Genomic DNA, 22,416 nt, shown 5'->3' with positions numbered 1-22,416 from the left:
ATGTGGTCACATGATAAAGCCTTCAAAGTCTGACCGGATTTTTGATATTTGTAATAAAATTTTAGTTTGGTTCTTTATTTTAATAATTATATATCCACTAATTTATATAATCAGTGCATCAATCAGTAATCCTACATATGTGAACTCAGGTGCCATGTGGTTATGGCCGAGAGATATTACATTCGAAGGCTTTAGAAGAGTTTTTGAAAATAAAGAAATATGGATCGGTTATCGAAATACTATCTTCTATACACTCTTCGGTACTTTCATCAATTTGGCATTCACATTGCCTTGTGCTTATGCATTATCTCGTAATGATTTAAAAGGCAGAGGAATAATTATGGGGATCATGGTTTTTACCATGTTTTTTGAAGGTGGACTTATCCCGACATATTTGTTGGTTAAAAATTTACACATGACCAATACAATATGGGCACTTCTTATCCCTAATGCTTTAGCCGTATGGAATGTCATTGTAACAACAACATTCTTTAGAGTGACTATACCTAAGGGGCTAGAAGAAGCGGCAGAAATCGACGGTGCATCAACTTTTCGGATTTTCTTTCAAATTGTTCTTCCGCTTTCGGCGCCTATTATTGCGGTCATGGGTTTATTTTACGGTGTCAGTCATTGGAATCAATATTTTAATGCACTTATTTATTTATCTGATGAGAATCTCTTTCCGTTACAACTAATATTAAGAAAAATATTGATAATGCAAGAAGTTGCAGCTCAAACAGTTAACCTTCAGGGTACGGATGTTGCGGCAATTGGTGAGCAAGCTAAAATAGCTAGCATTATCAAGTATGCCGTTATGATTGTATCTGCAGCTCCATTACTTATTGTGTATCCCTTTTTACAACGTTTTTTCTTAAAAGGGGTTCTTATCGGCTCAATTAAAGGTTAGCCAACTTTAAATAAATTAAGGAAACATATTTAAGTGAGGGAGGTAAGATTCATAAGTTAGTAAAATTCGCACCATGTTGAACGAAAAGGGGGGATCAATAAAAAAATAATTAATGCAAATTCCAATTTTGAAATAACTGGAGGAGTAAAGAAATGAAAAAGTTTTGGATATCAATCCTTTCGTTAATTATCGTACTTTCATTAACGGTTGGTTGCTCGGATAAAAAGGAATCTACGGTAAGCACACAACCGGATGAAAACTTCAACAAAACAGGTTTCCCAATCGTTGATAAACCAATTACCCTAACGATGATGGGTATGAGTTCTCCGTTACAACCTTCATGGGATAAAATGAATTTCTTTAAATTTATGGAAGAAAAAACTAATATCAAATTTAAGTTTAAGATGAGTACATCGGAGGATTATCAACAAAAGAAACAGCTTGCATTCGGTAGTAATGAGTTACCTGATTTATTCTTTGCTGCAAACTTAACACCTGGGGAGGAAGCCGAATACGGTTCTCAAGGTATGCTCATTCCATTAGAAGGTTTGATTGATAAATATGCACCAAATTTAAAAAAGTTAATGGCAGAACATCCTGAAATTAAACCTTCAATTACTTCACCTGACGGTCATATATATTCACTCCCTGCCTATGATGATACCATCCGTAATTATATACCTTTAACTTGGATGGATGGTGATTTTCTCAAGGCAGTAGGTGCTAAACGTCCATCAACCATCGACGAGTTTTACAATTTACTCGTAAAGTTTAAAAATGAAGATCCGAACGGAAATGGAAAAGCTGATGAAATACCCATTTCGGCTCCGGATCTTGCGACATTAAGAAATGCCCTTTTCCCTGACTTTGGGATTGTTCAAAGTAACGGGATTTATGAAGAAAACGGAAAAATAAAGTATGCATTTACATCTAATAATTATAAAGTACTTTTGGAATTTCTGCACAAGTTATATAAAGAAAAGTTAATGGACCAACAAATATTTTCTCATACCTGGGATCAATATGTTGCTAAAGGAGCCGAAAAACGCGTAGGGGTTTATCCAACTTGGCCAATTGTAATGGTAGGATTTAAGGATCCATCTGAAGCAGCCAATTATCCTTTATTACCGCCAATGACAAGTTCAGTAAATGACAAAAAATTAGTACAAGCCACATCAAAAGTTTATCGTGGTCGGGCAGCGATAACCAGTGCTAATAAACATCCTGCGGCAACCATGCGGTGGTTGGATTATCTTTATTCGCCTGAAGGTTCAATTCAAGTTCAATTTGGTTTAGAAAATAAAGACTGGAAATGGACGGACGATTCAAAATCCAAATGGGTTCTCACGCCCCCGAAAGGCATGAATACGACACAGGCATCCGCTCAGGCAGCACCAGGTTCAACTTCACCGACACCTTATGTAATACGAACAGATTTTATGTCAAAAGAAGATAATCCAACGATTCACCTTATTGAAAAATGGATCAGTGATGAATTAGTTCCATATGCCAAACTGCCACTTCCGGATGTCCACTACACAACAGAAGAACAAGATCAAATTAATCAGCTACAGCCAGATATTGACAAGTACATTGAGCAAATGGAAGCAAAGTTTGTCAAGGGTGATGAATCCTTCAATAATTGGGATAAATTTGTTAAAACTTTAAATAACCTTGGTGTTGATAAGTTGGTGAAAATTAACCAAGCTGCGTATGATCGTTACGAAAAAGCAGCAAAGTAAAATTATTTTTAAAGCCAGCTATAAGGGTGTCCAATGTTTAAAGGACACCCTATAGCTAAAAGCAAATTTTCCTTTTTCTAAGGGATGATGTATGAATGACATTTGAAGGAATGGTGTGGAAGCTATATCACGTATTTGAATGGATCACTCACATCATGTACTTAAATTTTTTATGGATCCTATTTACAGTGGTGGGTGGTGGAATGTTTGGATTCTTTCCCGCCACTGCAGCCATGTTTTCAGTCTCAAGAAAATGGGTTATTGGGGAACGGGATATACCAATTATAAAAGCATTTTGGGGATATTTTAAGAAAGATTTTATTCAAACGAATATACTTGGATATGTTTTGATTTTTATTGGCATCTTTTTGTACTTTGATTTAAAAATTTCTTTGAAATCGGATTTATTATTTTTCCGGTTTCTTACATTTACATTTTTAATATTTTTTATTTTGTACTTTGTGATTTTACTATATGTTTTCCCGATCCATGCACATTATAAGTTTAGAGTCCTTGAATATATAAAATATTCATTAATTATGGCGCTGGCAAAACCTTTACAAACTATTATGATGGTGGTTAGTTTTCTAGCAATCGTTTTAATAATAAGATTTTCACCTATCTTAGTTTTATTCTTAGCTGGTGGGCTTATTAGTATAACACTAACAAGTGTTTCTATGAGATCTTTTTTAAAATAGTTTTCTAAAAAATATATTTTGAAAGTAGTGATTTGAGGTGAAGCTCAGACTAAGTTCTTTTTAGGCAATTATTATTTACGGCTTTTTGCATCTGATCGGTGGGGAGAAGGAGAATCCGTCGCTTGTTTAGGTGGGTAGTCTATTGGGGGCAAAAGATTCGTGAAATCAAGACTGCCCAGAAAGTTTTAAGGACGAAATCGATCACTATAGTTTATAAAGAGGCCGAACTGCGTTTGGATGATGAAATAATTACAACAGTTGCTAAATATTTCAGAAAACTCAAACTAGATTAGGTGATTAAGCATTTTGTGAATTGTATTTTTCCTGATTACGCTATATGCTCATTATTTCTTGATAAGGCATGGTTGAACTCTACACTTTAGAGTTTTGAATTGGGTAGCTTGCAGGTGCACGGTTCAGGGGCTATTTACACAGTAGAAATTAGGATGAAATGGAAGACTACACTCACGTATCTATGTGGGGGTTCTTGACGGGATTGATACATATCCGGAAATTATTACAAACTTTTGGTTTGTGATGAATACCAAGGAGTCCAGATACTATGACTATTACCAATATTCGGGGCAATATGCGACTTTCTGAATGGAACAGAGTACGCGTAAACGTTGAAACTTTCGGAAGGCGAAAATATGCGGAAGGGCTTTGAAATTCTAAGTTTTTCTCTATAGCAACACGAAGTTTGTAAGTTATTTCAAGCCCTAAAAGGTTGGGGAAATATGAACATTCGTCAAGCAATGAAATCGGATTTACCTGGTATTTTAGAGTTAGTCAATACTGTATTTTGCCGCGCTAATCAGAAGCCAGAAACGATGGGGAGCCAATTTCCACTTTTGTTTAGTGAAGACAACGTGAAGCATCTTTGGGTGGCAGATGATGAGGGGCAAATTGTCAGTCACGTGGGGGCTTTTGTTACTGAGGCACTCGTTGAGGGAGTCCCTGTGACCATTGCTTCTATTGGGTCAGTAGCGACGGCGACTTCCTATCGTGGCCGGGGGTTGAGTAGCCGCCTTTTACAAATGGCTTGGAAACAATTGCGGGAAGAGCAGGTCGATATCGTTCTTGTCTCCGGTAATAGAGGACTTTATTTTCGTAACGGTTGTTATCAGGCAGGCACGATGTATTTCTTTATTATGAAAGAAAGGGCTGAACCAATGGGCGGATACGCATTGAAAAAAGCCAACCAAATGACATCATGCGTTAGTCAAACTTTCATTGATCTTGAAAAAGGGGAGCGAACCCGCTTTCTACGGACTCCAAAAGAATTTCGGCAATTATATGAGGCGGCTGGTTATTGCCGAATCTTCCCTTGGCGGCAAGAAGCTTATTTTGTTCAGACTCAACATCAAACGGTTGCCTATTTTATCCTAGGTTTTGAGGAAATCAAAGGTAACCGCGAAAAGGCGCACATTATTGAATTTCATGGGGATCGTAAAGCTGTCGCTGTTGGACTTTTACAGCTTTATAACAACTATGAAACATTATCAGAAATGATAGTGCCGGTACTTAAGCAAGACCCATTGTGCAGATGCCTTGAAACCTTAGGTATAACGAAAAGCAACAGCTTGCCATACCCAGGAACGATGAAACTTCTAAATCCCCGACGTTTTTGGCTGAAATTTAAGGATATTTTATGCTTTAATAACGCGGATTCGGTTTTCCGTTATGATCCAAGTACGGGGATGTATTCACTTTACGAAGGCCATGCATGTCGTTGGCAAGGAATGGAAGAACAGTTCGCCCAATGGGTTTTTTCATACATCACGCCGCCTTGGCCAAACGGTTTGAATTATATTTAAACAACTTTAGGGAATTGGAAAGGATAATTATTATGAATCAAGAGGAATGGCTAGATCTTTTAGGGCAACTTTTTGTCGTTGGGTTTAACGGTAAAACCGTCACGGATGAAGTGAAAACATTGATTCATGACTACCGGATCGGAAATTTTATCTTATTCGGCCGCAACATTGGCAGCGGCGAAGAAGTGCTAGCTTTAACCTCGTCCTTGCAAGAAGAAGCGCGAAAAGCTGGGCATCAGTATCCGCTCTTAATCTGCACCGACCAGGAAAATGGCGTGGTGCAAAGATTAAAGCCGCCGGCAGTTACTTTTCCCGGTGCCATGGCAATCGGTGCGGCGGATGACAGCGAGCTTGCCTTTCAAATCGGCAAGGCCACGGGGTTGGAACTAAAGGAAGTCGGGATTAACTGGAATTTGGCTCCTGTGGCTGATGTTAATAATAATCCCGATAACCCGGTCATCAATGTTCGCTCGTTCGGGGAATCTCCTGAAAAGGTAGCAACATTGATGCTTGCCTGGATGAAAGGGTGCCAGGAAGCAGGTGTAGCCACGACGTTGAAGCATTTTCCGGGTCACGGTGATACACACACGGATTCCCATTTGGATTTGCCGGTCATTCATCATTCGCTGGAAAGGCTTAGCAAAGTTGAACTTGTGCCGTTTATGGAAGGGATAAAAAATGGGGCGGATACGATTATGAGCGCACACATTTATTTTTCTGCCTTGATTGAACGCCCTGATTGGCCGGCCACCTTATCAAGAAATGTCATGACGGGATTGCTCCGTGATCGACTAGGCTTTAAAGGTGTGATCACAACAGATTGTCTCGAAATGAATGCGATTGTCAAAACCGTGGGGGTAGCAAAAGGCGCCGTTTATGCGATTCAAGCGGGTGCGGATGTAGCGATGGTTTCGCATACCTATCATCACCAAATTGAAGCAATCGAAGGTTTATTGGATGCAGCACAGTCGGGAGAGATTCCGCTGGATCAGCTTGAGCACTCCCGCGACCGCATATATCATTTGAAAGAAAAATACGCGCAAGTCCCTGACCAAAAAGGTTCGGAGGAAAGCTTCACTTATTTTGGCTGTGTTGAGCATCAAGAGTTGGCTGAGAAAGCCTACAGGGAAAGCGTTTGTGTTATTGGAAAGCCAAAGACGCTCCCGATCACGGGCGATGCAAAAGTTTTAGCCGTCTATCCTGGGAAGAAAACGCATCTTCAAGTGGAAGAAAGGATTTACGATACAAAAATTGGTGAAGCCCTGTCACTTTACCCTTTATCAATAGAGCACGAATGCATTGATGATTCAAAGATAGACATCGAAGCGACGATGCAGACGCTAAAGGAAAAATCGCAAAACTATGATTATGTCTTATTATTTACGCTCTCCTTTAAAGAGGATAAATACAGTCAGATGGTTAAGGCGTTGCGCGCTTTAGAAAATACTTATCTGATTTCATTAAGAGGACCGTTTAGCCTGCTTCCGGTCGGTGGCTGTCTTGATGCGTTATGTGTCTTTGATGATTCGGCCACTGCAATCCATGCGGCACTCGATGCGCTTTTCGGAAAAAGTAAGATTACAGGGAAAATGCCGGTAACCTTTTCTCCTGGTGGAGAAAGAAGGTATAGATCATGAAGCTAGGTATAGAGATCTTTTTGGAGCGTCATGTCGCATCCTTTAAAGGGAAGCGGATCGGTTTAGTGACGAACATGACCGGTGTCAACCAAAAACTTGTGCCGACTATCGACTTGTTTTACGAACATCCAGATATCCGCTTAACCGCTTTATATGGACCGGAACACGGCATTCGCGGGGATGCCAAAGAAGGAGAAACCGTTCTTTCGGGTATCGATCCATATACGGGGCTTCCGGTGTACAGCTTATATGGAGAAACCCGCAAACCGACGGGTGACATGCTTTCGGATGTCGATGTGATCGTCATCGATCTCCAGGACATAGGCGCACGTTATTATACATTCATCTACACGGTCGCCAATGTGATGGAGGCTTGTAAGGAGTATGGAAAGCAAGTGGTGATCCTCGACCGCCCCAATCCGATCAATGGTCATTCTCGCGAAGGAAACCTCGTGAAAGAAGGGTTTCGTTCTTTTGTCGGCAACTATTCGCTTCCGAATCGGCATGGTCTGACGATAGGAGAAATCGCCCTCCTTTATAAACATGAGTTTGGCATCGATTGTGAACTCGTTGTCATTCCAATGGAGGGTTGGCGGAGAGACATGTTTTTCAGTGATACGGGCCTTATTTGGGTGCAACCATCCCCTAATTCAACAGGAGAAATCATGAGCCTGTTATATCCGGGAACATGTCTTTTAGAGGGAACCAATATATCTTGTGGACGCGGAACGACCAGACCGTTTGAAGTGGCTGGTGCCCCTTTTATGGATGGCTACCGTTTAGCCAAACGCTTTAATAAAAAGGGTCTGCCGGGTGTCATTGCCCGCCCGACAAGTTATGTTCCGTTTTATCAAAAATATAAAGATGAGCTGTGTCATGGTGTGCAAATTCATATTACGGATAAAACGCAACTTCACAGTCTTAAAACTGGCTTGTACTTGCTTGAGACAATCGCTGAATTGTATCCGGACCAGTTTTCCTTTCGGGATGCGGAGGATGTGCGATGCCATTTTAATTTGCTAGCTGGAACGGACGAACTGATGAATAGGATTCTTGAACAAAGGTCGGATGAGTTTCTTACCGCCTGCGATGTGGAATTGGAAGCCTTCCGAAACCGGATCAAACCCTATCTTCTATATCAATGATTAACTTAAAGGATGGTTGGTGGCTGATGTGGATAATCAACTTTTAACAACAGAGAGTGTAAACCCCAACACGGTAAATATTGATAGCTTAGAGACGGCGGATATTTTAAAACTTATAAACGAAGAAGACCGTAAAGTGCCGGAAGCGATTGAAAAGGTCATTCCCGAGATCACCAAAGTCGTCGATGCGGTGGTAGCCACTATCAAAAGCGGAGGGAGAATTTTCTTTGTTGGTGCTGGTACAAGTGGGCGATTAGGTGTCTTGGAAGCCGCGGAATGCCCGCCGACGTTTGGGGTGAGCCCCGATCTTTTTCAAGCGATGATCGCCGGGGGTGAACAAGCCATTTTTAAATCCATAGAGAGCGCCGAAGACGATGAGGAACAAGGCAGAAAGGATATCTGTGCCAAAAATGTAACGGCAAAAGATATTGTGATTGGCATTGCGGCCAGTGGGAAAACCCCTTATGTCATCGGAGCGCTTAACGGTGCCAAAGCGGCTCATGCGATTACTGTTGCTTTAACATGTAATGAAAACTCCGTGATTGGTAGGATCGCGGATTATAAAATTGAAGCTGTTCCAGGACCGGAAGTCATTAGCGGGTCAACAAGAATGAAAGCTGGTAGCACCCAGAAACTTATTTTAAACATGATTACAACGACGGCAATGATTAAGGTAGGTAAGGTTTACCAAAACTTAATGGTCGACCTCCATATTAGTAATAAAAAATTAAAAGAACGCGGGATCAATATTATAACTTTCACAACGGGTGTGGACCGCCAATTAGCTGAAAAAATGCTAAATGCCGCCCAAAATAATGTCAAAGCGGCCATCGTCATGATTAAAAGCGGGGTGGATTATGAGACCGCTTTGAAGCGATTAGAACGATCCAATGGCTATGTCCGTGAGGCCATTGATTAGTTTAATAGTAAAGGAGGAATCGGCAAATGATCCTTTACCGGAATTATCAACCGGGTGATGAGCAGAAAGTGGTAACGCTATGGAATAATTGCTTACCCTATGACCCTATTAATCTACAAAGATTTCGCCGCTTAGTGCTTCTTGATGCGAATTTTGATCCGGAAGGTTTACAACTCGCCTTTCATGACGGAGAACTTGTTGGCGCGTTATATGCGGTGCGGAGGCGCCTGCCTATGATTGACACCGATTTGGAAAACGAAAATGGTTGGATTCCGTTTTTTTTCGTCCATCCGGAATATCGGCGCCAAGGCATCGGTGAACAATTGCTTGAGAATGCGCTCGATTTTTTTAGAAAACATCAGCGGAAAAACATCTTCTTTTCCTCGTATGCCCCGAACTATATCGTTCCTGGGATTGATAAGGCGCACTATCCCGAAGGAGAATCTTTCTTAAAAAAGCAAGGCTTTCAAATGGTCTATCCATGCGTGGCGATGGATAGGAATCTGGTAGAGTTTATTTTGACGGATGAAATCAAAGCACTTGTGAAAGAAAGAGAAAAGGAAGGGTATGTCTTTCGCCGGGCGACAGATGGTGATTTATATGACCTCATCCAGTTTGCCAATACCGTCTTTAATCCCGATTGGGGTCGGGCGATACGTGAAGGCATTCCGCAAGGGCTCTCGCTTGAACGTATTTTTGTTGCTTATCATGGTCGAAAACTCGTTGGCTTTTGTCTGTACGGCGGTTACGAAGGTGTTCCTGAGCGCTTTGGCCCTTTTGGTGTAGCCCCTGAAGAACAAGGCAAAAAGCTTGGAAAAATATTGTTGAACTTGTGTTTACATGCCATGCGGTCCGAGGGGCTTCACGGCGCATGGTTTTTATGGACGGGGGAAAAGAGTGCCGCCGGCTATTTATATAAGAAAACCGGTTTTGAAATCACGCGGACGTTTCATGTGATGAAAAAAGTGCTATAGCCTTTTGATGTACGTGTCTTTATAAATGATAGATTTTGTACGGTACGAATAACAGTGGGGAAGAGTGAAGACGATGATGGAACGATTTATCGTCGGCTTGATGTCCGGAACGTCTGTAGATGGTATTGATGCGGCTTTGACGCGAATCATCGGAAGTGGACTGACCACAAAGGTAGAAGTGCTGGCGTTTGAGACTTATGCGTTCCCGTCTCAAATAAAAAGGAAAATATTAAAGGCCCTTCATCCTGACACGTCTTGCGTACGCTTGATATGCAGTTTAAATTTTGAGCTCGGCTATTGTTTTGCTGACGCTGTCAAACAAATATGTCAAAAGGCTGAATTTGATCTGGAACGTTTAGACGCCATCGGCTCCCACGGGCAGACGATCTATCATCAACCAATAGCCGAAGCAGATGTGGTGCCATCCACTTTACAAATCGGGGAGCCTGCTGTCATCGCCTTTGAAACGAAAACTCAAGTTGTTTCCAATTTTCGAGTCATGGATATGGCGGCTGGCGGGCAAGGGGCGCCTCTTGTCCCCTATGTAGATTATTTGCTCTTCCGCAAGGCCCATCAAGCGATTGCTTTGCAGAATATCGGCGGCATTGGCAATGTCACAGTCATTCCCCAACAAGCGGCCCTTGAAGACGTCTATGCTTTTGACACCGGACCCGGAAATATGATCATTGACGCATTGGTCCACCATTTTTACGGCGATGCATTTGATCCTAATGGAAAGTATGCGCGCGCGGGATCGGTTAATGAACGATTATTGGAAGAACTCATGAGCGATCCGTTTATTCGTGAAAAACCGCCGAAAACAACAGGTCGCGAGCGGTTCGGAAAAGATTTTGTCAAAGCCTGGCTTGCGAATTGGAGTCATATCCCGGCAAATGACTTCATCACCACGGCAACGATGTTTACGGCACAGGCTATTGCCTATAATTACAAAACATTTATTTTACCAAATGACCCAATTGACGAAATGATCGCAAGCGGCGGCGGCAGCCATAATCAAGCACTGATGGGGTGGCTCAAAAAGCTCTTACCCGACATAAAAATCAAAACCGCCGAAGATTGCGGCCTGTCGTCGGATGCTAAGGAAGCAGTGGCGTTTGCGGTTCTCGCCAACGAGATGTTAAACCGTCAACCCGCCAATGTCCCACGGGCAACCGGGGCAAGCTGCCCGGTTGTGCTCGGTAATTTAACACCTTATATGAAATGAAAACCTCCTCAAGTCGCAGGAGGTTTTTTGCATTATAGATTCTTTCATTTGGAGGTGAGATGAAGGTAGATTTTCGTTGGCGACTAAAGGACAAGCCGAAAAAAGATCAGCGTCATCTTCCATGGCCATCTAATCCAACGCTGCCTTTAGTTTGGTTAATAGAGTGGCGTTGCCCCTCTCTGAAACGGCCCCTACCATCGCACCGTAGACAGGGGGATATTCTGGCCGGATCAGGCGGGCATGGATGCCTTCCGTCGCTTTTTCCCGAAGCCATTTTGCTTTCCAAAGGCCGCCAGCCAATACAACCGGAACATCGGGCTCTTCAAATCGGGAAAGGGCGGCGCGGATGAGTTCGTTCAAATGCATCGCGCTGTTTTCCAAAATACGGATGGCTGCGGCATCGCCGGATTCAGCCGCATCGATGACGAGCGGGGCAAGATTAGCCAGCGTTGTCTTAGTTGTCCCGTAAATCATCGGGATGATGTCGGGCATGGCCGCCACTTTAAAATGCGCTTGGATTTTGTCATAGAGGGGCGAGCGCGGTTCCAACCCATCATAAGCCCGGAGTGCCGCACGAGCCGCCTCTTTTCCAATAAAATAACCGCTGCCATCATCACCGACAAGGTGCCCCCAGCCGCCAATGCGGAATCGCGAACCGTCCGGAAGACATCCGTAGGCAATCGAGCCGGTGCCGGCAATAACGACCGCCCCAGGGCTGCCATCCGTGCCGCTCCATAGGGCGGTGATCGCATCGTTATCGACCTGTATGGCTTCCGTGGGGACGGGTAAGGTTTCCATAAGGACCTTGGTTAAACGTTCGCGTAAAAGCGGGTGATCGCAGCCGGAGACGCCAGCGAAACAACACGCCACGCACGATGGTTTTTCCTTGGAAAACAATTTTGTAAAAATTTCCGTAAAATGTTTTCTCAGCCGTGCGCCATCCAAGGCGCTCGGGCTTGAACTTTGGCCAATCATGCGTTGTATGATGCGCCCAGTGTCATCAAATAAAACCGCATCCGTTTTTGTGCCGCCGCCATCCATCGCCACAAAATATTTCGTCATAGTCTTTGACTCCTTCAAGGCTTCCTTTTCATCACTTTCTCGATTTGTTCATCGCTACGAGTCCTTTGTTCATCAACTCGCGCGGCCATCTGCTGCGAACGCTAACAGCAACTCAGCAACCGCTCACACTTTTTAAAAGTAAATCCGCAATATGCACGGCTTCCATTTTGCTTTCCAGACCGTGGCGTTTAATGCCAAATTTCATCTGCAATAAGCAGCCTGGATTGGCGGTGACAATGACATGTGGCATGATGTTTTTGACGTGCCCCATTTTCCGATCGATGAGGCCGGTCGCCATGTCTTCATGCAGCAAGTTATAAATGCCAGCCGAACCGCAGCAGACATCGGCTTCCCGGAGTTCACGATAGGTAATGCCATCGATCGCCTGCAACAGGCGGCGCGGGGCAGTTGCCGTCTGCATGACGTTGCGCAAATGACAGGAGTCTTGAAACGTCACGACTTGATTGGGCAATGACAGGTGATATTTTTCTAAAAAACCGCATTCCAAAAGCACTTCCGACAGATCCTTAATGCATGAAGAAAACCGCGCCGCTCGCTCGGACCATTCGGGGTCATCCGCGAGAAGATGGGCATAGTCGATCAGATAGGCACCACATCCACCAGCATTCGTCACAATCGTATCACAGTCAAGCTTTTCGAAAGCTTCGATATTCCGTTTGGCGAGTTCCCGGGCTCCGGCGGCTTCACCAGAATGCCCGTGCAAAGCGCCGCAACATGCCTGATCCGGTGGGATGAAGATCTCGCAACCTGAGAGCTGCAACAGTTTTAAAGTGGCCTCGTTCGTCTTAAGGAACATCGTATCCATTAAACAGCCAGCAAAAAAGGCGACGCGTTTAACGGGATTTTCGGCATTATGGTTGATGGGTGCCTCCTCGTTTGTTGCGATATTGGCATGAGTGGTAGCCGTTTCGGCAGCGCTCGGCTGATCCACAAAAATAGGTGCGAGATGTACCGGTCGCTCGCGCATGGCTTTCGCATCCGGAATTTCGGGCAATATGCTCTGCATTGTCCGAAGTGTTTCCGGCAGGATGTTGATGGCACCGGTCGCCTCAGCCAACTTTTTCAACCCGCTTTTTTGGTAAAGCCGCACCAAACCAGTGACTTGCCGCATCCGCTTTTGATTCGGAAAAAGGTCTTTGAACGTAAGCTTGCGGATCGCTTTTTCTTTAAGCGTCTTCCGCTTATTTTCATTGATCGCGCTTCTGGCATTTTCTAAGAGGTGACCGTATTTTACCCCTGAGGGACAAGCGGTTTCGCAAGCCCGGCAACCTAAGCAAAGATCCAGTTGCCGGCCGATATCGTCATCATAGGCGATCGTTCCATCATAAACGCCTTTCATAAGGGCAATCCGGCCACGGGGTGAGGCGGCTTCCTGTTTTGTCATGATATAGGTCGGGCATGCTGGGAGACAAAACCCGCAGCGCATGCAATTAAGCAGTTCATCTTCGTCGAGTTTTTGGCGAAACGCTTGTTGGATGGCGTTCCGTTCTGCATCAGTCGTCACCCGGCTCATTTTTTCATCATCCTCTCAGCCGTCTGCGTGGGCGCAGAAGCCGGATTTCCTGTTCCGACAGAGTTGGCGTGATCAGGAACAAACAATTTTCCGGGATTTAAAAGATTATCCGGGTCTAAGGCTGTCTTTATAGCTTGCATCGTGCGGATGCCGCTGTCCCCAATCTTCCATTTTAAATAGGGAGCTTTCATGGCGCCGACGCCGTGTTCACCCGTAATCGTGCCGCCAAGTTCAATGGCTGTTGCAAAAATTTCTTGAAACGCTTTTTCGACCCGCGCCATTTCGTCTTGATCGCGGACATCGGTGAGCACGGTTGGATGGAGATTGCCATCCCCGGCGTGGCCGAACGTGCATATAGTGAGCTGATATTTTTCAGCGATTCGGTTAATGGCTTTTACCATATCCGCCACTTTCGAGCGAGGGACGGTGGCATCTTCCAAAATCGTCGTCGGCCGTTTTCTTGCACAGGCGGAAAGCGCCGTCCGTCTTGCCGTCAAGAGAGCCTGGGCTTCCTCGGCGGTTTGGGCGGTTTGGACCGAACGGGCCCCGTGCTTTCGACAAATGTCGGCGATCTGCTGGATATCCCGCTTCACCACTTCCGGGTCCCCATCTTGTTCAATTAAAAGGATGGCGGCCGCTTCCGTCGGTAACCCGACATGAGCATAATCTTCGACCACTTCAATGGTCGCCCGATCGAGAAATTCGAGCGTTGCCGGGATGATTTTAGCGGCGATGATGGCCGACACCGTTTCCGCGGCATCGTCCATGCTTTCATAAACGGAGAGCATCGTCATTTTTGATGGCGGCGGGGGAACGAGTTTTAAAATGGCTTCAGTCACAATCCCCAGAGTTCCCTCAGAGCCGACCATCAGGCGCGTGAGGTCGTAGCCTGCGACGTCTTTTGCCAATTTTCCCCCGGTGTGAAGAATGTCGCCATTTGCGAGTACAACGGTCAGCCCGAGCACATAATCTCTCGTCACCCCGTACTTTAACCCGCGCAAGCCCCCGGAGTTCTCCATGATGTTGCCGCCGATGGTGGAAATTTTCATGGAGCTTGGGTCAGGGGGGTAGAAAAAGCCGCGGGCTTCGACGTATTCACAAATTTTTTGCGTGACAACTCCCGGCTGCACGGTCAGCGTCAGATTTTCTTCATCAAGTTCTAAAATCTGATCCATCCGCTGAAACGAGAGGACAATGCCGCCTTGAACCGGGCAAGTGCCCGCGGACAAGTTCGTCCCGGAGCCGCGGGGGACGGTCGGCGTTTTCATTTCCCGACAAAGTTTCACAATCGCTTGGACATCTTCCGTCGACCCCGGAAAAACGACCGCATCCGGCAGTGATTGAAATCCTGGTGTGGCATCATAAGAAAAAGCGACCTGATTCTCTTTGGAATCTAGAACGTTGTCTTGGCCGACAATCGCCATCAGCTTTTCTTTAAAAGCCTTATCCAGCACGGTTTCCCCTTCTTTCCCTTTAATCTATAACATGGCTCATCCAGCCTTTTGGGCAAAGCGAGAGCCGGATTTGCCTTTATGCTAGCTGAAAAAAGATCTGTTTTCTTACCAGTATAAAAAAACCATAGTCGGATGACTATGGTGGAATCAACAAAATGACAGTGTTTTTTTTATTATTTTTTGTTTAACTATACAAATGCCTTTTTTCATACAAACGGATGGCTAAATAGGCCGAAGCCATGCCCTCGGACGTCCGCAACGAGAGGCCGGTAAGTTCCTCCATGCGCCGAATGCGATAATGAAGCGTATTGACATGAACGTGAAGCGCCTCTGCTGCTTTTGAGACGGATAAATTGTGCTTCAAGTAAGTGACCAGTGTCTCAGCCAGTTCGCCGTTTTCTAAAACCGGCTGCCACGAATTTTTCAGAAAGGCAGCGGCGTTTTCTTTAGTGATGTCTTGGAGTAAAATTTCTAATGTTAGAGATTCGTAAAAAACAACTGGGCGGTCCAGCGTCGCACTATTTAGCGCAACTTCAGCTTCGATAAAAGATGGGCGAATGAGTTTCGCTCTCGGTTCTTTTGCCACACCCATTGTGACATGTAGATTTTCTTCATTCAATAGGCAATGCACCGCGTTCTCCAAACGAGCTTTAAGTGATTTTCTTTCATAAAACGGAGCATCAATGAACAAGATAAATCTTTGATTAGACCAACGGATCACGCGGATGGGATGGCGAAATAGGCGAAGCAGGGAAGCGCTCAGCCGTTTAAAAACGTCTGGCTCCTTTTCGCTGACATGGCCCATGATAACAAGCGTAGGTTTGAGAATCGAAAAGCCCAAAATCTCGCTTTGGTTGATCAGCGCTTCGTCAATACGATCTTTACGGGCCCATTCATAAACAAATGCTTCCATCGCTCGCGACTGTGATTCTAACTGCTCCGCTTGGACGACTTCCTTGATGAAAAGCTCCGTCAACCGACGAATTAATTCAGCAAAAGGCCTCACATCTTGCGGATTGCCGGTAATGCCAATGACGCCGATGACTTCTCCTTCATGCTTAATGGGCATATTGATGCCGGGCTTCACCCCTTTCAGTCGGGGGACATCCTCCGGTTTGATCACAACGGTTCGGTCTTCTTCAATGGCTGTTTTTGCCCCTTCATGGAACTGTCCAACACGGCTCGGGTCACTGGAAGCGATGATTCGGAAATTCGTATCCACAATGATAAAATGTTCATCAAGTGATGAGCGCGCTTCTTTTACAATTTTTTGAGCTAATTCCGTATTGAGCCTCAAGGTGATAAACCTCTTTTTCTAATATCATACGCTTGGTTCCATTTTAACATGTCCAAAGCCGCTTGGTGAGTGGTGTTGAGAAATATCGGAAATATGGGGCTTTAGATATAAAACGACTTTGTCGATATTGCCCGGGAAATCGCAAAATCTTTCAGGTGCGTCTATTTTTGTAAATAAAAAAATGGAATAGAAGACAAACGATGGCACCAAGCAGAAATGTATGGACATTGGCGATGAGACGTGTACAATGATAATGACTATGGAAAATTCGAATGTCGAAGGAAAAGAATCACGATGAGAGGAAGAAGACATGATGCCACAAAAACCCGTTAAGGTTTTTCGGGGAGATTACCTCGAAAGCACGCACGACATCCACGTCGCTGTTACCGATCAAAACGGAAAACTTTTATATAGTTATGGAAATCCAGACAGGTTGACATTTGCCCGCTCATCCATGAAACCTTTTCAAGCCATCCCTCTGATTGAAACAGGAGCGGCCGTCCATTTTCATTATAGCCCAAAGGAAATCTCGATTAGCTGCGCTTCTCATAGCGGCGAAGATTTTCACCGCGAAACGGTCTTAAACATTTTAAAGAAAATCGGTTTGGGCATTGATGATTTACAATGTGGCATGCATCCGCCGCGCCGGGATGAAGACTATCGGAAACTAATCCGTTCCGGCGAGCCGCTAACGCCGTTATACAGTAATTGTTCCGGAAAACATTCCGGAATGCTGGCGACAGCCGTTCATATGGGAGAGGAAGTGGACAGCTACAGGGAGATGGACCATCCCGTCCAACAAAGAATATTGCAAGTCGTCTCTGAAATTTGCGATACACCCGTTGAAGATATTGCCATCGGTATCGACGGTTGCGGTGTGCCGGTTCATCGTTTGCCGCTTGAAAAGACGGCTTATGGCTATGCACAGCTTGCAGTTGGCAGTAGCGAAAGCCATCCGGAACACAGTGAGGCTTTGAAGATTATTCGTGATGCCATGATGGCCCATCCAGAAATGGTGGCAGGCACCGATCGCTTTGACACAGATGTCATGACGCTTTTCCCCGGAAAGATCGTGGCCAAAGGCGGAGCGGAAGGCGTGCAATGTGTCGGCCTTGTCAAAGAGGGGATCGGTATCGCTATAAAATGCGAGGACGGCAACCCCCGCGCCTTGAGTGCTGTGACTTTAAAAATTTTGGAGGATCTCGGCTTTGTAAAAGGGGTGTCCGACGAAGCCCTTTACAAAAAATATCGTTATCCCGAAGTTTTAAATATGCGTAAAGACCGCATCGGTCATATCGAGATCGATTTTGAACTTGAAAAACATTGACGCATAACGCCGTGTAAGGAAAGCCGCCTTAAAACCGCTTGCCCAGCGTGTTTTAAGTCGGCTTCTTTAAAAGATAAATATTTAGGGTCAACGCGCGTACTTATCTAAACGGCTCACACGACCCAGTTCCCATTGCGGAAAAGGGCGATGGTCTCGCCGTCTTTTGTCACTCCATCAATGTTTAACTCCGCGGAGCCAATCATAAAATCAACGTGCGTGATGCTGGTATTCACGCCACGCGCCTCCAATTCCTCATCGTTCAAGTCGGTGGCATCCTTTAGATTCATAGGATAAGCAGCGCCGATGGCCAAGTGGCAGGAGGCATTTTCATCAAATAAGGTGTTGTAAAATAGTAGATTCGTATTGGAAATCGGCGAATCATACGGGACCAAAGCGATTTCGCCAAGGTAATGCGAACCTTCGTCGGTTTCGACAAGCTTCTTCAAGATGTCTATGCCGCTTTCGGCACTGTAATCAACGATCCGCCCATTTTCGAAGACAAAGGACATGCCTTCAATAAGCTGGCCGCCATAATTCAGTGGCTTCGTGCTTTTGACCCGGCCGTTGACGCCTAATTTCTTAGGAGCACAGAACACTTCTTCTGTCGGGATATTCGGCGTAAAAGTAATCCCGTCCGGGTTGACCATCGACCCGCCCTTCCAAAGATGGCCATCCGGTAATTCAATCGTCAAATCTGTGCCTGGGGCGGTATAATGCAAGGATTGAAATTGTTTTTCATTCAGAAAATCGACGCGGCGATGTAATGCTTCATTATGCTTTTTCCAGCTTTCTACAGGATCTTCGGTATCGACGCGCGTGATATAAAAAATTTTCTCCCATAATTCGGCTACGCCTTTTTCTTCATCAAGATCCGGGAAAACTTTAGCGGCCCACTCTTTGGTCGGAACGGCAACGATCGACCAACGCGCTTTACCTGACTTGGTATATTTTGAAAAAGGTTTCATGGCTTTGCCGCCCGTTTGTTGTGCGAGCGAAATTTTTTCCGGATCAACCCCTTTAAGCAGCTCTGGATTAGGAGAAATGATGCTTAAAAAAGAGGCGCCTGCTGCTGCCATTTCTTCGTACCCTTTGGCTAACCACATAGGAAATTCTTTAAATGCTTCCATGGGTGCCAAATCATATTTAATCCGCGTGATTTGTTGGTCATCCCAATCGACGAAAACATTTTTGGCGCCTTCCGTGTAGGCTGCTCGAACAACCTCACGGACAAAGTCTTTGGCATCGACCGTCGCCCTGATAACCAAGTCTTGCCCTTTTTGTAGATTGATGCCGATTTTTAAAGACAGAAGGGCATATTTTTTCAGTTGTTCCTGCCACTGTGTCACAATTTTTCCCCCTTTTATGTATTTGCATTTATTTTAGCATAATGCTTTTGTTTCCGTTTCCATTTCCTTCGAAAAATATGCTATTTTTATAATAGATTTTTAAATGAGGTGAAGGTATGAAAAAAGCCATTGGGATTGACATAGGTGGGACGAAAACAGCGATTGCCATTGTGAATGAAAATGGTGATATCATAGAAAAAGATGTCCTACCGACCGATACGACCATTTCACCAGAGGATATGATTGGGCGGATCAATGAGAAAGTAGCGGAATTGATTCGTGCTTCCGGGGTCCCGGTGGAAGCCTTGGCCGGAATCGGCATCGGTGCGCCAGGGACGATTGATATGACGAAAGGCGAGATTGTCCTTGCACCGAATTTGCCGAAATGGCGACGGGCACCTATCGTTCCACTCGTTCAAGAAAAGTTCCCGGTTCCCGTCGTGCTAGGAAATGATGCGAATGCCGCTGCGGTCGCTGAAAAATGGGTAGGCGCGGCGAAGAACAGTGACCATTTTATTTATATTACCATCAGCACAGGAATAGGTGGCGGCATTTTTTCAAACGGAAAATTATTTACAGGTTTTAAAGGCAATTCCGCAGAAATCGGACATATGGTGATCGAGTTCGACGGCCCGCTGTGCGGGTGCGGCCAAAAAGGTTGCTTCGAAGCCGTGGCTTCAGGAACGGCCATTGCCAAACACGGCTCGGCCATTGCGGGCAGGCCTCTAACAACGAAAGAGGTTTTCGAGCTATACCGTTCAGGGGACGCTGAAATGACCGCTTACGTGGAAAGTGTTTTTCAAAAAATCGGTGCCGGCGTGACATCACTTGTGAATATTTTGGAACCGGAGATGGTTGTCCTCGGTGGGGGCGTGACCAATGTCGGCGAGCCGCTCTTTCAAGCCGTGCGTCAATATGTGTCTGAACATGCCATCTCCGTCAGTGGTAAAGCCACGCGCATTGTGCCTTCTGAATTATCTCAGGACACCGGCGTCATCGGTGCGGCAGCCTTGGTTCTCGTCTGAGGTTATTTTTTTCACGAATGTCGCTTAAAGAAACAGATTTGGATGACCGCCGTTTGGGGTTATTTAGTAACCGGCGGATCACCGTAACTGGAATTAAAAAGAAACTGATGAGGGGGGCAACTTAAGTGGAGAGACAACCATTATTCCTACAACCCGTTTTTAAGGAGAGGATTTGGGGAGGAAATCGGCTGAAAACGGAGTTTGGTTATGAAATTCCATCAGACAAAACCGGCGAATGTTGGGGGATTTCCGCCCATCCGCACGGCCCTTCTGTGATAAAAAACGGCCCGCTTGCTGGGCTGACGTTAATGGATGCCTGGCGCGAGCAAAGAGATTGGTTTGGTGACCTCAATGTGGATGAGTTTCCCCTGTTAACGAAGATTTTAGATGCTGCTGACGACTTGTCGGTACAGGTGCATCCCGATGATTTTTATGCAAGAAAAGTGGAAAAAGTCCCGTACGGGAAATCTGAATGTTGGTACATTATTGATTGCGAGGAAGATGCGGAAATCGTCTTTGGTCATCATGCGGATTCAAAAGAATCGTTTCGCGCGATGGTAGAAAAAGGAGCTTGGGACAAGCTGTTGAGACGGGTAAAAGTGAAGCCTGGGGATTTTTTCTATGTTCCAAGCGGCACCATTCACGCCATCGGCCGCGGTATCATGATTCTTGAAACGCAGCAAAGTTCGGATATCACGTATCGCGTTTATGACTATGGGCGTAAAGATGCAAACGGTAACGAGCGGGAATTGCACCTTGATTCGGCAATTAACGTCACTCATTTTCCTGACCAGAATTCGCCTTTGCATTATGAAGTCGTCAGGGAGAGTAAAGGAGTTGTCACAACGCTTGTGACAGAGAAATATTTTACGGTCCACCATTGGGATGTGCGCGGCCATATCACTCGTGCGATGGACAAACCGTTTATGCTGGCAAGCGTCATCCGCGGAGATGGCGAACTTTCCGTTGAAGGGAAAACGTATCCGATAAGGAAAGGGGATCACTTCATCATTCCTAGCGGGGTTTGGGAAGTTGAAATCCACGGCACGTGCGAGTTAATCGTTTCACACCCGTAACACGGGGCGCTGTTATTTCGAGCAAATACGCACCCCCCTACGGAAATGTTACAAAAGGGCTGCTATATAATTGATATAACGATCTTGGTTGGACTCAGCATATTAACATCCTTAGAAGCGTGCAGCCTACTACCCAGTGGCCGCTTACACTTTAAAGGGTGTCAGCTTTGCGTCCAACAGCCATTGCATCAAGCGCTAAGTTCCCGGCGCTTGATTTTTTTTCGTTTTTTAAATCGCCAGAAGAGAAAGTAAGGCATTGCCAAAAGGAATTGTAAAAAGTTGGAGCGTATACGCAGTCTTAGGGCAGATTGGCACAGAAAATGAGCAAAAACCGCATTTATGCGCATTTTTCAGCTGGATGAGCCGTGAAAATGAGCGGACGCTCCATAATATGGAAGCCGGAAATGATAAATACAAAAACTCGGAACGCGTTCACGATGATCAACCTGAACGAGCCAAGAAAACGTGCACAAGCGGCGGATACCCCTTTTTTTACTGAAAGCCAAAAGCCGTTGCAGCTCACAGTTTTAGTGAAGTGACAGATTAATATTTAGCGGTTTTGTACAAATGGTGCCGCTTTCAGAAACCAGCTCTGAGCTTATTATGCAAACAACGGGGAAAAACGTGGCATAATTGAGATATACCAGTAAGTAAAGGGTGGTTTTTATGGTAGAAAAAAAATATGCCCGGGAATCCCGCGTCGTTAAAACCAGCCGCGTGTTCCCGACCCACACGAATAATTTAGATACGCTATTTGGCGGTATTTTAATGAGTTATATAGATGACGTGGCTTCCATCTCAGCGGAGCGGCATTCGCGCCGCAATTGTGTCACCGCTTCGATGGACCATGTCGATTTTCTTCACCCGATCACTACGGAGGATTCCGTTTGTCTGGAGTCCACCGTCATCTCCACCGGAAGGACTTCAATGGAGGTTTTTGTGAAAGTCATCGCCGAGAATTTAAAAACCGGTGAGCGCAGGATCGCGGCCACATCTTTTCTAACGTTTGTTGCGTTAGATGAAAATAAACGGCCGGTCGAAGTGCCGCAAGTTATTCCAGAGACGAAGGAAGAGAAAAAGCTGCATGAAATGGCTGCCATTCGCGCGGAAAACCGCGCTCGTCACCGCCAAGCAAGCAAGGAATTAGCGGCTTCATTGACGACACAAAAGCCTTGGGAAGAATACATTATGCAAGATTAAATGATTGAGAAAAGGTAAGGGGACACCCATG

General features: G+C 45.2%; 20 protein-coding genes. 15 read left to right on the top strand and 5 right to left on the bottom strand.

All coding sequences use genetic code 11. The features are described 5' to 3' along the window. Positions 1-10: 10 nt before the first annotated feature. The 10 genes from H532_RS0107155 (at position 11) to anmK (ending at position 11,064) form a co-directional block, all read left to right on the top strand. Complete coding sequence (locus H532_RS0107155; RefSeq protein WP_027724922.1) at positions 11-907, top strand: carbohydrate ABC transporter permease; 897 nt, start codon at positions 11-13, stop codon at positions 905-907. Between the two features lie 152 nt (positions 908-1,059). Beyond that, positions 1,060-2,649, top strand: a complete 1,590-nt coding sequence (locus H532_RS18145) for an extracellular solute-binding protein (protein WP_038111760.1) — start codon at positions 1,060-1,062, stop codon at positions 2,647-2,649. Positions 2,650-2,744: 95 nt separating this feature from the next. Next, positions 2,745-3,347, top strand: coding sequence for a YesL family protein (locus H532_RS0107145; protein ID WP_027724921.1), 603 nt, complete (start codon positions 2,745-2,747; stop codon positions 3,345-3,347). Between the two features lie 122 nt (positions 3,348-3,469). Then, entirely contained in the window at positions 3,470-3,640 is a 171-nt protein-coding gene (locus tag H532_RS20270) for a hypothetical protein (RefSeq protein ID WP_155995000.1), read from the top strand. A gap of 444 nt (positions 3,641-4,084) precedes the next feature. Then, entirely contained in the window at positions 4,085-5,164 is a 1,080-nt protein-coding gene (locus H532_RS0107135; protein WP_027724920.1) for a GNAT family N-acetyltransferase, read from the top strand. Between the two features lie 32 nt (positions 5,165-5,196). Continuing rightward, a complete protein-coding gene (locus H532_RS0107130; RefSeq protein ID WP_051263200.1) occupies positions 5,197-6,801 on the top strand; it encodes a glycoside hydrolase family 3 protein in 1,605 nt (534 codons plus the stop codon). Then, positions 6,798-7,946, top strand: coding sequence for an exo-beta-N-acetylmuramidase NamZ family protein (locus H532_RS0107125; RefSeq protein ID WP_027724918.1), 1,149 nt, complete (start codon positions 6,798-6,800; stop codon positions 7,944-7,946). Before H532_RS0107130 ends, H532_RS0107125 begins: the two co-directional genes overlap by 4 nt. A 19-nt stretch (positions 7,947-7,965) precedes the next feature. Further along, positions 7,966-8,865: an N-acetylmuramic acid 6-phosphate etherase gene (gene murQ, locus H532_RS0107120; RefSeq protein WP_342662294.1), complete on the top strand. Its 900-nt coding sequence runs from the start codon at positions 7,966-7,968 to the stop codon at positions 8,863-8,865. A 26-nt stretch (positions 8,866-8,891) separates the two neighbouring features. Further along, a complete protein-coding gene (locus H532_RS0107115) occupies positions 8,892-9,839 on the top strand; it encodes a GNAT family N-acetyltransferase (RefSeq protein ID WP_027724916.1) in 948 nt (315 codons plus the stop codon). 73 nt (positions 9,840-9,912) lie between these two features. Continuing rightward, positions 9,913-11,064, top strand: a complete 1,152-nt coding sequence (anmK, locus tag H532_RS0107110; protein WP_027724915.1) for an anhydro-N-acetylmuramic acid kinase AnmK — start codon at positions 9,913-9,915, stop codon at positions 11,062-11,064. A gap of 129 nt (positions 11,065-11,193) precedes the next feature. On the opposite strand, the gene H532_RS0107105 is transcribed toward anmK, so the two are convergent. The 4 genes from H532_RS0107105 to H532_RS0107090 all read right to left on the bottom strand — a co-directional run bounded on the left by H532_RS0107105 (position 11,194) and on the right by H532_RS0107090 (position 16,411). Next, positions 11,194-12,126, bottom strand: coding sequence for an N-acetylglucosamine kinase (locus H532_RS0107105; RefSeq protein WP_027724914.1), 933 nt, complete (start codon positions 12,124-12,126; stop codon positions 11,194-11,196). Positions 12,127-12,238: 112 nt separating this feature from the next. Further along, on the bottom strand, positions 12,239-13,651 hold the full coding sequence (locus H532_RS0107100) for a (Fe-S)-binding protein (protein WP_027724913.1): 1,413 nt from the start codon (positions 13,649-13,651) through the stop codon (positions 12,239-12,241). Between the two features lie 5 nt (positions 13,652-13,656). Then, positions 13,657-15,114: a glycolate oxidase subunit GlcD gene (gene glcD / locus H532_RS18140; RefSeq protein WP_245566426.1), complete on the bottom strand. Its 1,458-nt coding sequence runs from the start codon at positions 15,112-15,114 to the stop codon at positions 13,657-13,659. A 184-nt stretch (positions 15,115-15,298) separates the two neighbouring features. After that, positions 15,299-16,411 carry a CdaR family transcriptional regulator gene (locus tag H532_RS0107090; RefSeq protein WP_027724912.1) on the bottom strand — a complete coding sequence of 371 codons (1,113 nt, stop codon included), beginning with the start codon at positions 16,409-16,411 and terminating at the stop codon, positions 15,299-15,301. Positions 16,412-16,721: 310 nt separating this feature from the next. On the opposite strand from H532_RS0107090, the gene H532_RS0107085 reads away from it, so the two are divergent. Continuing rightward, a complete protein-coding gene (locus tag H532_RS0107085) occupies positions 16,722-17,738 on the top strand; it encodes an asparaginase (protein ID WP_027724911.1) in 1,017 nt (338 codons plus the stop codon). 113 nt (positions 17,739-17,851) lie between these two features. Here H532_RS0107085 and H532_RS0107080 read toward each other — a convergent pair whose 3' ends face one another. Continuing rightward, entirely contained in the window at positions 17,852-19,084 is a 1,233-nt protein-coding gene (locus tag H532_RS0107080; RefSeq protein WP_027724910.1) for an aminopeptidase, read from the bottom strand. 116 nt (positions 19,085-19,200) lie between these two features. Between H532_RS0107080 and H532_RS0107075 the strand changes: the two genes are divergently transcribed. From H532_RS0107075 to H532_RS0107060, 4 genes are all read left to right on the top strand, one after another. Continuing rightward, positions 19,201-20,109, top strand: a complete 909-nt coding sequence (locus H532_RS0107075; RefSeq protein WP_027724909.1) for an ROK family protein — start codon at positions 19,201-19,203, stop codon at positions 20,107-20,109. A 125-nt stretch (positions 20,110-20,234) separates the two neighbouring features. Beyond that, positions 20,235-21,185 carry a mannose-6-phosphate isomerase, class I gene (gene manA, locus H532_RS0107070; RefSeq protein WP_027724908.1) on the top strand — a complete coding sequence of 317 codons (951 nt, stop codon included), beginning with the start codon at positions 20,235-20,237 and terminating at the stop codon, positions 21,183-21,185. Positions 21,186-21,441: 256 nt separating this feature from the next. After that, positions 21,442-21,684 (top strand): hypothetical protein, encoded by a 243-nt coding sequence (locus H532_RS0107065; protein WP_027724907.1) that lies wholly within the window; start codon positions 21,442-21,444, stop codon positions 21,682-21,684. Between the two features lie 167 nt (positions 21,685-21,851). Beyond that, positions 21,852-22,385 (top strand): acyl-CoA thioesterase, encoded by a 534-nt coding sequence (locus tag H532_RS0107060; protein WP_038111755.1) that lies wholly within the window; start codon positions 21,852-21,854, stop codon positions 22,383-22,385. Positions 22,386-22,416: the final 31 nt, after the last annotated feature.

It is taken from the genome of Tuberibacillus calidus DSM 17572, assembly GCF_000430685.1.
GTDB lineage: Bacteria > Bacillota > Bacilli > Bacillales > Sporolactobacillaceae > Tuberibacillus > Tuberibacillus calidus.
The sequence above is the reverse complement of the archived record's forward strand: the minus strand, read 5'-3'. Positions and strand labels throughout refer to the sequence as shown.